The organism is Nocardia sp. NPDC019323 (assembly GCF_044389845.1).
Lineage (GTDB): Bacteria > Actinomycetota > Actinomycetes > Mycobacteriales > Mycobacteriaceae > Nocardia > Nocardia implantans.
The window spans coordinates 169963-184174 of sequence record NZ_JBIRYN010000010.1 but is presented as its reverse complement, the minus strand read 5'-3'; the positions used below and the strand labels follow the sequence as shown (position 1 = coordinate 184174).

The 14212-nt window shown below is 70.8% G+C and carries 13 protein-coding genes; 9 read left to right on the top strand and 4 right to left on the bottom strand.

Features of this window, described 5'->3' with window-relative positions; all coding sequences use genetic code 11:
• Positions 1-21 precede the first annotated feature (21 nt).
• From ACH49X_RS29270 to ACH49X_RS29260, 3 genes are all read right to left on the bottom strand, one after another.
• Positions 22-1326 carry an alanine racemase gene (locus ACH49X_RS29270; RefSeq protein ID WP_397071413.1) on the bottom strand — a complete coding sequence of 435 codons (1305 nt, stop codon included), beginning with the start codon at positions 1324-1326 and terminating at the stop codon, positions 22-24.
• A 68-nt stretch (positions 1327-1394) separates the two neighbouring features.
• On the bottom strand, positions 1395-2405 hold the full coding sequence (locus ACH49X_RS29265; protein ID WP_195082654.1) for an ornithine cyclodeaminase family protein: 1011 nt from the start codon (positions 2403-2405) through the stop codon (positions 1395-1397).
• Positions 2377-3534: a TauD/TfdA family dioxygenase gene (locus ACH49X_RS29260; RefSeq protein ID WP_195082494.1), complete on the bottom strand. Its 1158-nt coding sequence runs from the start codon at positions 3532-3534 to the stop codon at positions 2377-2379. The genes ACH49X_RS29265 and ACH49X_RS29260 overlap by 29 nt, the downstream gene beginning before the upstream one ends.
• 306 nt (positions 3535-3840) lie before the next feature.
• Between ACH49X_RS29260 and ACH49X_RS29255 the strand changes: the two genes are divergently transcribed.
• From ACH49X_RS29255 to ACH49X_RS29215, 9 genes are all read left to right on the top strand, one after another.
• Positions 3841-5358 (top strand): ABC transporter substrate-binding protein, encoded by a 1518-nt coding sequence (locus ACH49X_RS29255; protein WP_357208227.1) that lies wholly within the window; start codon positions 3841-3843, stop codon positions 5356-5358.
• Positions 5358-6284, top strand: a complete 927-nt coding sequence (locus ACH49X_RS29250; protein WP_195082655.1) for an ABC transporter permease — start codon at positions 5358-5360, stop codon at positions 6282-6284. The genes ACH49X_RS29255 and ACH49X_RS29250 overlap by 1 nt, the downstream gene beginning before the upstream one ends.
• Entirely contained in the window at positions 6281-7099 is an 819-nt protein-coding gene (locus ACH49X_RS29245; protein ID WP_195082496.1) for an ABC transporter permease, read from the top strand. Before ACH49X_RS29250 ends, ACH49X_RS29245 begins: the two co-directional genes overlap by 4 nt.
• On the top strand, positions 7096-8823 hold the full coding sequence (locus tag ACH49X_RS29240; protein ID WP_357112187.1) for an ATP-binding cassette domain-containing protein: 1728 nt from the start codon (positions 7096-7098) through the stop codon (positions 8821-8823). Before ACH49X_RS29245 ends, ACH49X_RS29240 begins: the two co-directional genes overlap by 4 nt.
• An 85-nt stretch (positions 8824-8908) precedes the next feature.
• Positions 8909-9634 (top strand): lytic transglycosylase domain-containing protein, encoded by a 726-nt coding sequence (locus tag ACH49X_RS29235; RefSeq protein ID WP_195082498.1) that lies wholly within the window; start codon positions 8909-8911, stop codon positions 9632-9634.
• A 114-nt stretch (positions 9635-9748) separates the two neighbouring features.
• Complete coding sequence (gene eno, locus ACH49X_RS29230; protein WP_195082499.1) at positions 9749-11035, top strand: phosphopyruvate hydratase; 1287 nt, start codon at positions 9749-9751, stop codon at positions 11033-11035.
• 91 nt (positions 11036-11126) lie between these two features.
• The gene (locus ACH49X_RS29225) at positions 11127-11732 is read left to right on the top strand and encodes a septum formation initiator family protein (protein ID WP_195082500.1); all 606 of its coding nucleotides are present in this window, start codon (positions 11127-11129) and stop codon (positions 11730-11732) included.
• Positions 11729-12256, top strand: a complete 528-nt coding sequence (locus tag ACH49X_RS29220; protein WP_195082501.1) for a DUF501 domain-containing protein — start codon at positions 11729-11731, stop codon at positions 12254-12256. The genes ACH49X_RS29225 and ACH49X_RS29220 overlap by 4 nt, the downstream gene beginning before the upstream one ends.
• The gene (locus ACH49X_RS29215; protein WP_323124603.1) at positions 12256-13203 is read left to right on the top strand and encodes a Ppx/GppA phosphatase family protein; all 948 of its coding nucleotides are present in this window, start codon (positions 12256-12258) and stop codon (positions 13201-13203) included. The genes ACH49X_RS29220 and ACH49X_RS29215 overlap by 1 nt, the downstream gene beginning before the upstream one ends.
• Before the next feature lie 33 nt (positions 13204-13236).
• On the opposite strand, the gene ACH49X_RS29210 is transcribed toward ACH49X_RS29215, so the two are convergent.
• Complete coding sequence (locus ACH49X_RS29210; protein WP_195082503.1) at positions 13237-13761, bottom strand: SRPBCC family protein; 525 nt, start codon at positions 13759-13761, stop codon at positions 13237-13239.
• Positions 13762-14212: the final 451 nt, after the last annotated feature.

Below are 14212 nucleotides of genomic sequence, written 5' to 3'. Positions count from 1 at the left end.
TGGTTCTGTCGGGTGGTCGGGTCAGTTGCCGTCGCGGGTCCAGCGGAAACGCTCGCCGGGTGCGTCGTGCAGGACGACTTTCGGTGGGATGGGCAGTTCATGGAAGGCGGACTCGTTCGAATCCATCTGGTAGCCGGCGGTATTGGGATAGATCAGCAGATCGCCGACCTCGGCGGGGCGGGGCAGCGGCACCCGCCGCCAGCTCAGCATGTCGGAATCCAGACAGGTGGCCGCGCCGACGCTGGTCGGTGTCACGGCGCCGGGGCGCGCGGGCCACAGGACCGGATCGGGCAGGTACTCGCTGTCGAACCATTGCTCCGAGAGACTGAGGCTGGTGCCGTCGACGGTGAGCAAGCGGTAGGGCTCGCCGTGCGCGTGCCTGACCTTGCTGCCCTGGACGCGGAAGACGGTGCAGCCCGCGTGCGCGAGCAGCGCGCGTCCCGGCTCGATGGCCAGCCGCACGGCGTTGTCGCGCAGCCGCCCGGCGAGATCGGCGTGGTCGAGGATCTGGGCGAGCATGGCCGCGCCGGGCACCGGAAAGTGGTACGGATAGTACGAATCGAAGGACTTCCCGGAGTGGAACCACTGCCTGTCCACTCGCGCGGTGAACTCCATCGCGGCCTCCGCCGGGACGTAGTCGACACCGAAGCCGCCGCCGATCGACACGGTGGTGGCCGGATGGCCCAGGGTGCGCGCGTGCAGGCAGCGGGCGATCAGCTCGCCCGCCAGTTCCGCGCGTGCCACCGCGTCGTAGCCGGACAGGTGGAAACTGAAGCCTTCCAGTCGAATCGACTCGTGTGCGCCGCACAGCGCGACGGCGGCATCGATTTCGCCGGAGGTCATGCCGAACCGGCTGGCCGATGCCGCGGGCAGCACGCGGATCAGCACGCGGGCGGGCTCGTCGGGGGACGCCAGCCCGGCGAGCCGTTCGAGTTCCCCGAGATCGTCCACGGCGATCAGCGCGCCGTGCCGGGCGGCCAGCCACAGCAATTCGTCGGCCTTGGCCGGGCCGGTCACCATGAGTTCGTCACCGCGCACGCCCTGTGCCAGCGCGGCGGTCAATTCACCGACGCTGGCGACGTCGACGCCGGCGCCGTGTTCCGCGCACGCCCGCGCGACGCACGCGGCCTTGTTCGCCTTCTTGCCGTAGTAGATGGCGCCGTGCACCCCGGCGTGCGCGAACGCGGCGCGAAACGCCCGGATGTTCTGCCCGACCCGCGCCGGATACATCACGTGGAACGGGCCGCCCAGCGCGAAAGCCAGGTCGCCGAGCAGATCCGGATCGGCGAGCAGGCGGCGCTCCCACGGATCGAGATGCGCTGGCATCGGCGCGGCGCTGATCGAATCGCGCTCCGCCGCCTCGTTCCCCGGCTCCACGGTGACACTCACGTGTTCTAGTCCCACAGCGGCACCTCCGTGCCACGGCCTTCCGCGATCGCCCGCTCCGCCAGCGCGTGGGCCACCGCGATGTCGGTCAGCACCAGCCCGCTGTTGTAGACGAAAATGCGCTCGTCGTCGGAGCGGCGCGCGACCGCGCGGCGATTCAGGATCTGCGGCAGCTCGGCGTCGACCGTGCGCAGCGTGCCGTCGGGTCCGGCCATGTCGGTGCCGGTCAGCGCCATCTGCTCGGCGCTGGTCGCGATCACGCGGTCGGCGTCGATCAGCGTCGACGGCGCGAGCCCGTAGCCGACCAGCACGGCCACCGAACCCGCTGCCAGATCGTCGGATTCGAGCGCAACCTCGGTCCCCGGGCCCGCCGTCGCGAGCACGACATCGGCGGTGGCCGCCGCGGCGCGTGGATCGGTGACGGTCTCGAGCAGCGCGTGCGGATGGTGTTCGGCGAGCCCGCGGTGCACGGCCGCCAAGCCCTCGGGGTGCGTTCCGTAGACCATCAGCTTGCGCAGCTGCGGGTTCGCCGCGAGCAGGTGCGGCAGGGCGTTGCGCCCCTGGGTGCCGGTGCCGATCAGCAGCACGCTCTGCGCGCCGCGCCGGATCGTCTCGCGCACCAGCAGGGCCGACACCGCGGGCGTGCGCAGCGCGCCGACCCGCGCGCAGTCCATCATCGCGATCGGCGCGCCGGTGCTGTCGTCGTAGAGCGTGATGGTGGTGTAGTACCGCTTCGTGCTGCGATCGTGGCCGGGGTCGAACTTGTAGGAGGTCTTCATCGCCACCACGCGCCTGCGGCCGTCCCGGCCGAGCATGGCGTAGGCAACCGACCAGCCGTCCGGGTTCGCGACGCTGAGCTTGCGCGGGTTGTCCGAATCGCCTGCCGCCAGCGCCAGATACGCCTCTTCCACCGCGCGCACCACCGCGGCCGGTGTGATCGGCACGTCGGCGAGGTCGCTGCGGCTCAACACCCGCAGGGGTGTGCTTCGGTCACGCGTGCTCAAGGGGTCCTCGATCATGTCGTACTGCATCCCGCTCCTGAGTGCCGCTCTCGACCGGCGGGGTGACCGCCGCTCGGAACGGGGCTACGGTTTGTTGCCCGTAGCCATTCTCGTCGGCTTCCTCGGCGCGCCGCCGCCGTTCGGGAAGCCGGATGTTCACTCGCTTGAGCCACCGGTCGGTGCCGTCGTATCGCGCGGTGAACGGCACCCGGCCGTGCACGGCGACGTCGTTGTCCACGAGCAACAGCTCGCCGGGGGACAGGGCGGCGGTCACGCAGACGCGTTCGAGTTCGGCGGCGAGGTGTTCGTAGGCCGCGCGGAACTCCGGGTCGGCGTCGGCGAGCGGGGTGTACGCCGGGTCGTAGCGCAGGGTCTGCTGCTCGGGGCCTGCGGCGCTCCACAGCGTCGGAACCGGTGTGGCCGTGTGGAATTCGTGGCCGTCGCCGTAGGAGACGTCCGGCAGGATCGGCAGTGTGGGAGTGCTGAGCAGTTCGCGCTGGGCGGTGGACAGCTCGATCCGGCGCACCGACGACACGGTGGTGCCGACCAGATCCGGGTTGCGCAGGCAACCGAGCATCAGCAGGTTGGCCCGCCGCGGATGGAAGGCGTCCTCGGTGTGCGGGCTCAGCAGCACTTTGCTGCTGGCCCCGGACTGCTCGTGCTCGTGACCGGCCGCGGGCACGATGTTGTTGACCAATCGCCCGTCCTGCTGGCCCTGCCAGCCGAACGGCTCGCCCGCACTGCGCGCCAGCAGCAGCATCACCAGGTCGAGTTCGAACGAATGCGCGCGCCGCCGCGGATCGCCGCTCCAGCGCGCCGCCTCCCGCCAGTTCGGCGGTGTCGGGCCGAACTCGTTGTCGGCCAGTGGAAGACGGCCGACGACGGCGGCGCCCGCGGCGGTGGCGGGCGGGCGCATGGCGTGACGGACCTCGTCGGGCAGACGCGCGGCGCCGGCATCGATCCGTTCGATGAGCGCCGGGTCCGTGAGGGTCCGGGCGGCGGCGGCCGGATCGGTGAGCGCGAGATCGAGTGTGGCGGAGATCTCTCTGGCCAGAGCGCGCACCGCACGGCCTGCCTCCGGGGAGAGCTCACGTCGTTCGAGATCTTGGGGGTGAAGCGTCTTACGTTCGGAGAGAACGCTTTTCACCGGGCTTCCCTTCTTCGCATCGGTGGGAAAAGCAGGGTTCACGATTAGTATGGGAAGGTAGCCCTTCGCACGTAGTGAAGCAAGGCTTACCTAAGCGAGTCGGGGAAAAAATAGCCAAATCGTATAACTTCGGCTCGGGGGTGGTGGGCTCGGCTTGCCCGAGCCGAGGTTTGCGGGAGATGCGCCCTAGCGCTGCCGTTTTGATGCCGGTATCGGTGAGTCGCGCAACGCATTAGGCTAGCCTGTCCTGATCGAAGCGCTGTGCGCGGTACCGCCGCGGGTTCGGTCAGGAAGAGGGACAGCACAATGGTTTTGAATCGACGGGACCTGCTGCGGTCGAGTCTCGGGGTGGGGGCGGTGCTGCTGGCGGCCGCCTGTTCCGATGACGCCGACACGTCCGGACCGGCGCGGCGTGGCGGCACCCTGCGGGTCGGCGCGCTCGGCACCGTCGCGCGCATCGAACGCGACCCGCATGCCAACCTCAGCAACGACAGCGACTTCCTCGTCACCTCTCTGGTCTACGACGCCCTCACCGTGCCGGGCGGCAACCCGAATGTCCTGCCGCGCTTGGCCGCCCGGTGGGAGCCGGACGCGGACCGGCGGCGCTGGAGCTTCACCCTGGCCGAGAACGCGACCTTCCACGACGGAAGCCCGGTGACCTCCGAGGACGTGGTGTGGTCGCTGCGCAGGCTGCGCACGGTCGGCGGCGCGTCGAAGATGCCCGTGGCCGTGGAGGACATCACCGCCGACGGGCCGAATCGAGTGGTGCTGGCCGTGCCGGAACCGAATACCCAGCTGCCGCTGCTGGTCCGGTTGATGACGTTCACGGTGAAGAAGGACACCACCGACTTCACCAGGGCCATCGGCACCGGGCCGTTCCGGTTGGAGTCCTATCAGGGCGGCAACGCCAGGCTGGTGCGCAACGAGCAGTGGCACGGCGGCCCGCCGCTGCTGGACGCCATCGAGGTCACCATGTTCGAAAGCGTGACCGCGCTGGGCAACGCGGTGCTCGGCGGGCAGATCGACCTGGCCTCCAACGTCGGCGCGATCGCGGGCCGCACCGCCGAGGGACGTGGTGACCTGACGGTCGTGCGGCGCTCGAACGACACCGTGGTCGGCGTCGCCATGCGCACCTCCGACGGTCCGTTCGCCGACGTGCGGGTCCGCACCGCCGTCCGGCTGGGCGTCGACCGCAAAGCCTTGGTCAACCAGGTGCATTCCGGATACGGGACGGTGGCCAACGATGTTCTCGGCACGGCCGATCCGCTCTACGACACCTCGCTCGCCCAGCGCACCCGCGACGTCGAACGGGCGAAAGCGCTGTTGCGCGAGTCGAATTTCGACACCGGGCGCAGCTACCCGATCGTCACCAAGGCGGAGGCGCCCGGTGAAGTGGAATCGGCGAAGGTGATCGCCACCCAGCTCGCCGAGATCGGCATCCGGCTCGACGTGGTCACCCAGGAGCCGAACGCCTTCTACGACCAGACCTGGCTGAAGGCGCCGCTGTACACCATCTCGTGGGGCACCAACGATTCCACGCTCTTCTTCGCGAGCAAATTGCTGTCGAGCGGATCGAACCGCAACGAAACGAACTTCAAAGACGCGGCATTCGACGCCGCGACCGCGAAAGCCCTCGCCGCGCACACCGACGCGGAGTACCGGCAGGCCGCTCAGGAGTTGCAGCGCATCCAGTACGAGCGCGGCGGCTACCTGGTCTGGGGCATGGCCGACGGCGTCGACATCGCCGCCTCCCGGGTGCGCGACCTGCCCACGCTCGGCGGCTTCGCCCGCGTCCAGCTGGAAAAGGCCTGGCTGGCCGGGTGATGTTCTTCGCGCGATTGCTGCTGCGGCGCGTCATCCTGCTGGTGACGCTGCTGGCCTGCGTCTTCGTCGCCGTGGACCTGCTGCCGGGCGACTCCGCCCGCGCGGTCCTCGGCCGGGAGGCCACCCCGGAGCAGATCGCGGCCAAGGAACGCGAACTCGGACTGGACCGGCCGCTGTGGGTGCGGTTCTGGAACTGGATATCGGGCGTGGTCACCGGCGATTTCGGGCGCACCGCACGCGGCAGGCCGGTGAACGACCTGCTCGCCGACAAATTCCCGCCGACGCTGCTGCTCGGTGGCCTCGCCCTCGCGGTGACCGTGCTCGCGTCGCTCGCACTCGGCGCGTGGTGGGCGACGCGGCCTGGCAGCGTGGCCGCGCGCGTGCTCCAGCCGGCGACGACCACTGCGGTGGCCGTACCCGAGTTCGTGATCGCCACGGTGCTGATCCTGGTGTTCGCGCTGGCGCTGGGCTGGCTGCCCGCGGTCACCGTCACCGGCCGGTCGGGGATGCCGGCCGGTCCGGAGATGCTGGTGCTGCCGGTGCTCGCGCTGGCGCTGCCCCAGATCGGGTGGAACACCAGGGTGGTGCGCGCCGCCCTCTCCGACGCCGCGCTCGCTCCCCACGTGGAAAGCGCCGTGCTGGACGGTGTTGCGGGCCGGGCCGTGCTGGCGCGGCACGTGCTGCCGTTCGCGTTGCCGACGATCGTCGCCAGCTTCGCCACCACGGTCGGGATGCTGCTCGGCGGTGCCCTCGTGGTGGAGACCGTGTTCAACTATCCCGGTCTCGGCGCGGTCCTGGCCGGTTCGGTGGCCGATCGCGACACCTCGGTGGTCGCCGCGGTGGTGGCGTTGTCCGGAGTGTCGATCATGGTCGTGCTCGCCGTCGCCGACGGCATCCGCGCCTGGTCGTTACGGGGGCGGCGATGAAGGTCTCCGCCGCGGCCGCCCGGCCGGTGCGACGGCTCGGCCGTCTGGCCGTCGCGCCCGCCCTGCTGGTCACGCTGCTGGCGGCGCTCGGGCCGTCGCTGGCGCCGCACCCGGCGGAGGAAGCGATCGGCATCCCGTTCGGCGACCCCGGCGCCGGCGCGCCGCTGGGCACCGACCGCCTCGGCCGCGACGTGCTCAGCCAATTGCTCTACGGCGGCTGGGGATTGCTGCTGGTGGCCGCGATCATCGCGGTGCTGGTGACCGGCTCGTCGTGTGTCCTCGGCGCGGTGGCGGCGCTGCGCCCGCGGATCGGCGAGTGGATCGAACTCGGCACCGACCTGTTCATCCTGCTGCCCGCGGTGCTGGGCATCCTGCTCGTGCTGACCTCGTGGCCGGACGCGGGCCCCATGGGGCTGATCGTTCTCGCGCTGCTGTTCGGCGTCCCTTATTGCGCCAGGATCTTCACCGCCGCCGCCGCCGGGGTCGCGGCCTCCGGATACGTGGAGAGCGCGCGGGCCGCCGGTGAGTCGCTCGCGCACTTGGTGTTGCGCGAAGTGATCCCGAACCTGCGCGCGGTCTCGACGACTCAGCTCGGGTTGCGTTTCGTCGCGGCGGTCTATCTGGTGAGCACGGCGTCGTTCCTGCAACTGCCCACCACGCTCGGTGCGAGCAACTGGGCGGTCATGGTGCGCGAGAACGCCTCCGGCATGCTGCTCAACCCTTTGGCCGTGCTCGCCCCGAGCCTGGCCATCGCGATCGTCGCGGTGAGCGTGAACCTGGCGGTGTCGGCATTCGGCGGAGGGGAGCGGGAATGAACGCGAACGTCACCACGAGCGCGCGCCGGACGGCCGAAGCGGACGGAAAGGTCCGGGCCGATCTCGTCGCGGTCGACGGCTTGACCGTGCTCGGTCCGGACGGGCGCGAATTGGCCGGTCCCGCGACCTTCCGGATACCGGCGGGCACGGTCACCGCGCTCACCGGTCCGTCCGGGTCGGGCAAGACCACCGTGATGCGCGCGCTGCTCGGACAGCTGCCGTCGGCCGCGGCGCGTGCGACGGGAACGGCCTCGGTCGCCGGACATGATGTGCTCACGCTGGATCGCTGCGCGCTGCACCGGTTCCGGCGCAGGAACATCGCCTACGTCGGGCAGGACCCCGGCTCGGCGCTGAACCCGCTGCTGCGCGTGCGCGCCCTGCTGCGCGAAGTCGCGCCGGACGCGTCCGATGCCACGCTGACCGACACGCTCGCGCTGGTCGGCCTGTCGCCGGAATACCTGCGCCGCCGCCCCGGCGAGCTCTCCGGCGGCCAGCAGCGGCGCGTCGCCCTGGCCAGGGCGCTGATCCGCCGCACCGGCGTGCTGGTGCTCGACGAACCGCTCGCCGGGCTGCACGGGGCGCTGCGCACCGACATCGCCGGACAACTCGCTGCGCTCGCCCGCGAACGATCGGCGGCGATCCTGCTGTCCGGGCACGACACCGCGCTGGTGCATTCCATCGCCGATGACATCGTCGAACTCGGTGCCGTCCGCCCGGAGACCTCGCATCCGGTTCGGGTGAGTAGTCAGCCGGACCGAACCCTCGGCGCGGCAGTGCGTTCGCCGGTCGCGTCCGGCGGCACGGCGTTCGCCGATTCGGGCGAGGAACCGGGAGATTCCGAGGAGCACCGCTTCGGTATCGACCCGGCGCGGAACGGATTCGCAGGTGCGCGTGCCGTGCCGGGCCACGGTCCGGCGTCCACTGACCGGGACGAGCCCGCGGCGGCGCGAGCGCGCAGCGGGCACAAGCCTGCGGACGACCGGCCCCGGGACATCGTGCTGCGGGCCGAGGGAATCGCCGCCTCGATCGACGGACACCAGGTGCTCGCCGACATCGACCTCGCGCTCGCGGCGGGCTCGGCGCTCGCGGTGGTGGGTGCGTCGGGCGCGGGCAAGACCACCTTGGCGCGCGTGATCGCGGGGCTGCACCACTCGGCGACCGGATCGCTCGAGCTGCGTGGCGAGCCGATCGCCGTCGGCGCGAACCGGCGCATCCCGCGCGGCGCGGGCGGTATTCAACTGGTCACCCAGAATCCCCGGTCCGCGCTCAACCCGCGCCGCACCGTGGCGCAAACGCTCGGCCGCCCCCTGCGGCGGATCGGGCGCGTCGCACGCCGGGACCTTCCGCGGCGGATCGCGGAACTCCTCGCCGCCGTCGAGCTGACCGCTGATCTGGCCGCCCGCTATCCGCACGAGTTGTCCGGCGGACAGCGCCAGCGGGTCGCGCTGGCCCGCGCGCTCGCCGCCGAACCCGCCGTGCTGCTGTGCGACGAGATCACCTCGGCGCTGGACCACACCACCGCGGCGGCGATCATGGCGCTGCTGGACCGGATCCGGATCGAACGCGGCACCGCCCTGCTGGTCATCACCCACGACCTGGCGCTGGTCGCCGAATACTGTCACAAGCTGCTGGTTCTGGACCACGGGCGCATCGTCGAATCCGGGCATACCGCCACGGTTCTCGCGGCGCCCGCGCACAACGCGACCAGCCGACTGCTCGTCTGACCAGCCGCAGGCGGGTCATGCCAGCCCCCGACACGCAGTGGACTCCGTCACCGGCTCGGCCCGGGCACGCGCCGTCATCTGGATCATGGAAGGTGTGTTGCGAAAGACCGGCGTCTGCGCCGCCGTCCTGGTGTTTCTCGGGCTCGCCGGTTGCGGGGGCGACCGCACCCCGATCCCGGAGGGCATCCCGCCCGGACCGGGCACCCCGCTGCCCGTGATCGACCTGGACGCTCCCGGCCGCACGGCCGTCCAGTTGCACGGCTGGGCCGACGAGCAGGCCGACCGGCTCGGCATCCCGCCGATCGCGCTGGAGGCCTACGGCTACGCGGCGGCCGTGATGACCAGGGCTCGCCCCGACTGCGGCATCGCGTGGACGACGCTGGCGGGCATCGCGAGCGTGGAGAGCAAGCACGGCACCCACCGCGGCGCACGGGTCGGCGAGGACGGCTCGGTCCGCCCGCCGATCATCGGCGTCCCGCTGGACGGCTCACCCGGCGTCGCCCGGGTCGATGACACCGACGGCGGCGCGCTCGACGGCGACCCGGTGCACGATCGCGCCGTCGGCCCGCTCCAATTCATCCCGGAGACCTGGAAGCGCTGGGGCGTCGACGCCAACGGAGACGGCGTCGCGGACCCGCAGAACATCGACGACGCCGCGCTCACCGCCGCCAGGTACCTGTGCGCCAGCGGCGGCGACCTCACCTCCGAGCACGGCTGGCAGCGGGCGCTGCTCACCTACAACCAGTCGCACAGCTACCTGCTGACGGTGCGCGACCGGGCCGCGACCTACAGCATCGGCCGCCGCGTGTGATGTCCCGGTCCCCGGAGTGCCGGTTACCCGCCGCGCTGACGGGACGATAGGCTCGCAGCGCACGGCCCATCCCGTGAGACCTACCGTGTCAGCAGCCGAAGGAGTGTCGTTTTCGTGGCCATCATCGAACAGGTCGGAGCTCGCGAGATCCTGGATTCCCGCGGTAACCCCACCGTCGAGGTCGAGATCGCTCTCGACGACGGCACCCTGACCCGGGCGGCCGTGCCCTCCGGCGCGTCCACCGGCGAGCACGAGGCCGTCGAACTGCGTGACGGCGGCGAGCGCTACGGCGGCAAGGGCGTGCGCAAGGCGGTCGAAGGCGTGCTCGACGAGATCGCGCCCGCCGTCATCGGCCTCGACGCCGTGGAGCAGCGCACCGTCGACCAGGTGCTGCTCGACCTGGACGGCACCCAGGACAAGTCCCGCCTCGGCGCCAACGCCCTGCTCGGCGTCTCGCTGGCCGTGGCCCGCGCCGCCGCCGAGTCCTCCGGCCTGGAGCTGTTCCGCTATCTCGGCGGTCCGAACGCGCACGTGCTGCCGGTCCCGATGATGAACATCCTCAACGGCGGCGCGCACGCCGACACCGGCGTCGACGTGCAGGAATTCATGGTCGCCCCGATCGGAGCGCCCACCTTCAAGGAGTCGCTGCGCTGGGGCGCCGAGGTCTACCACGCGCTGAAGTCGGTGCTCAAGGCCAAGGGCCTGGCCACCGGTCTCGGTGACGAAGGCGGTTTCGCGCCCGACGTGGCCGGCACCAAGGCGGCGCTGGACCTGATCAGCGAGGCCATCGACAAGACCGGCCTGAAGCTGGGCAGCGACGTGGCGCTGGCACTGGACGTGGCGGCCACCGAGTTCTACACCACCGGCAGCGGCTACAAGTTCGAGGGCGTGGTGCGCTCGGCCGAGGAGATGGCGCAGTTCTACGCCGAACTGATCGGCGCCTACCCGCTGGTGTCCATCGAGGACCCGCTGTCGGAGGACGACTGGGACGGCTGGGTGAGCCTGACCGACCAGATCGGCGACAAGATCCAGCTCGTCGGCGACGACCTGTTCGTCACCAACCCGGAGCGCCTGGAAGAGGGCATCGCCAAGGGCGCCGCCAACGCGCTGCTGGTCAAGGTGAACCAGATCGGCACGCTCACCGAGACCCTGGACGCGGTGGAGCTGGCGCACCGCAACGGCTACAAGACGATGATGTCGCACCGGTCCGGCGAGACCGAGGACACCACCATCGCCGATCTCGCGGTCGCGGTGGGCAGCGGCCAGATCAAGACCGGCGCCCCCGCGCGCAGCGAGCGGGTCGCCAAGTACAACCAGCTGCTGCGCATCGAGGACGCGCTCGGCGATTCGGCGCGCTACGCGGGAGAAGTCGCTTTTCCCCGCTTCGCGTTCGAAGGCTGAGCTGCGGCACGAGCGAAGGGTCCCGGAGGAGGTAGCGTGCGTGCTCACGCGGAACGCCGGGACTGCCGCGAAGTAGAGACCGAGGCGTGAGATGACGGAGCGACGTGCGCGTGGGACCAGTCCGGCCGGACGCGGGGACCGCCGCACGTCGCGTGCCGCCGGATCGCGCCCGGCCGATGCCGCCGCCAAGCGCGGTCGCAGGCGATCGGAGTCGGCGGAGAAGCCGAAGCCGCGCAAGCACGCCTCCGGTCCGGCCGGTGACCGGCACGAGCACACGTTCCTCGGGCTCTCCACCGGCAAGGCGGTGATCCTGGCGATGGTGGTGTGCGGGCTCGCGCTCACCCTCGCCGTGCCGATGCGCACGTATTTCACCCAGCGCGCGGAGGCCGCGCAGCTGGCGCAGCAGCGCGAAGAGCTCGAGACGGATCTGGCCCGGTTGCGCGATCGTCGTGCCCAGCAGCAGGATCCGGCCTACATCCGCAGCGAGGCGCGCGACCGCCTGCGTCTGGTGATGCCCGGCGAGACGCCGTACATCGTGCAGGTGCCCGGCATCGAGGCGCCCGCGCCGCCGCCCGCTCCCACCAGAGCCAGGCAACCCGAGCCCTGGTACACCGAATTGTGGCGCAGCATCGCCGAGCCGCAGCCGACGCCGGAGGCCGCCGCGCCACTCCCGCAAGCACCGGAAGGACATAGGTGACCGCACCCACCGACCAGGATCTCGCGATCATCGCCGAGCAGCTGGGCCGCGAGCCGCGCGGCGTGCTCGCCATCGCCTACCGCACCCCGGACGGGATCCCGGCCGTTGTGAAGACCGCGCCCAGGTTGCCGGACGGCACCCCCTTCCCGACCCTCTACTACCTCACCGATCCCCGTCTCACCGCGGAGGCGAGCAGGCAGGAATCCGCCGGTGTGATGCGGGAGATGACCGAGCGGCTCGCCGTCGATCAGGAGCTGGCCGCCGCCTACCGCGCCGCGCACGAGAGCTATCTGGCCGAACGCGACGAAATCGAATCGCTGGGCACCGATTTCACCGGCGGCGGGATGCCGGAGCGGGTCAAGTGCCTGCACGTGCTGATCGCCCACGCACTGGCCAAGGGCCCGGGCGTGAATCCGCTCGGCGACGAGGCCGTGGCGCTGGCCGCCGAGCACGGCCTGCGCGGCACCGCGATCCCGGCCGACTGGCCCGCGTCCCGGCCGACTCGAGAGACTGGAGCACAGTGATGAGTGACCGGGTAGCCGCCGTCGATTGCGGCACGAACTCCATCCGCCTGCTGATCGCCGACGTGCGCGGTGACGGACGCCTGGCCGACGTGCACCGCGAGATGCGCATCGTCCGTCTCGGTCAGGGCGTCGACGCGACCGGCTCGCTGGCGCCGGAGGCGATCGAACGCACCCGCGCCGCCTTGGCCGACTACGCGGCGCTGATGCGCGAAGCGGGGGTCGGCCGGGTGCGAATGGTGGCCACGTCCGCCACCAGGGACGCCGCCAACCGGGAGGACTTCTTCGCCATGGCCCGCGCCGAACTCGGCGCCGTGGTCGAGGGCGCGGAAGCCGAGGTGATCACCGGCGACGAGGAGGCGCGCCTGTCGTTCGCCGGAGCCATCGGCGAATTGTCCAGCGCCGCAGGTCCTTTCGTCGTGGTCGATCTGGGCGGCGGCTCCACCGAGCTGGTGTTCGGGGACAGCGAGGGGGTGCGGGCCGCGTTCTCCGCCGATATCGGCTGTGTGCGGATCACCGAACGGTGCCTGGCGGGCAACCCGCCGACCGCCGAGGAGATCGCCGCCGCCCGCGCCTTCGCCACCGAGCGGTTGGCCGAAGCGTTCACGCACGTGCCGGTGGAAGGGGCGCACACCTGGGTCGGCGTGGCGGGCACGATGACCACGCTCGCCGCGGTCGCGCTCGACCTTCCCGAATACGATTCGCAGCGCGTGCATCTCACCCGATTGACTTCCGAGCAGGTGCACCAGGTCTGCGATCGGCTGATCGCCATGGATCACGATCAGCGCGCCGCGCTGGGTCCGATGCATCCCGGCCGGGTGGACGTGATCGGCGGCGGCGCGATCATCACCGAAGTGCTCGCCGAGGAGTTGTCCCGGCGGGCGGGCATTTCCGAGCTGGTCGTCAGCGAGCACGACATTCTCGACGGCATCGCGCTGTCGATCGCCTGAACCGGCCCGGTCGCTGGACGGATACCGGCCCGGTCAGTTCTGCGGGACGTGGCCGTTGAGCTTCACTTCGGCGTGCGCGTCGGCTCCAGGGCGGTCTCCGATGCCGATGCCCCTCCCTCGGCGCGCCTTGCCGACGGCGATATCGGCGAGCCGGGACAGCGATTCCATGTTGCGCGGCACCAGAAGCAGTTCCTGCAGCACGTTGGGCACCAAGGTGCCCAACCCGCGTTCGGAGTGTTCGTACATCCGGATCTGCGTTTCGCCCGGCACGGTTTCCACCAGCTCCAGCCGGATCCACGCGGCGCCGAGCGGCGAGAGCTTGGCCTCCAGCTCCAGCATGTGCGGCGGTTCGGCCGAAACGACCCGCGTGGTGTCGTTGACGGTGAACGGCCACACGCCCGCGCTGTAGTGCAGCACGGAGCCCGGGCCCGGCCACGCTTCGTCGACGTCGCGGATGTGCGTCGCGCCGACCACCCAGGCGGCGAACAGCCATCCGTCGGCCAAGACGTCGAAGACTTGTTCCGGTGTCGTCGGCACGGTGATTTCCACGTGGACCATCAGCTCAACGCTTTCTGGGTGCGGTTTGCCTGTCGATTGCGGGGTGCCCGGTGGTGGGGTGGGCAAACCACGTCTCGGGATTTGATTCGCCGTCGCGCGTGAACAGAACAAACGAATCGTCCCCGGCGTCGTCCGAGATGCGATCTTCTGAGCATGGTCGAACCGGAAACATCGCCTCGGACGCTTCGTCTACTACTAGGCGACCGAGGGCGGTGCGGGCTTGGCCGAGGACACGGCCATCGGCGCCTGCGGCGGCCTGTGCTCCGTGCTGGGCGGCTGGGTCGCCGACCGTTTGCTCAGAATGCGGCGGCCGTGGTTGCGCGGTGTTGACGGCACTGTATTTTTTCTCGGATGGTCTCGGCACATCGATGTCGGGTAGTTTGGCTCGGTTCTATGACCCAGGTCACGAGTTCGCGTACTTCGGTATCACCGAGACGGCCGTGGCGTGTGC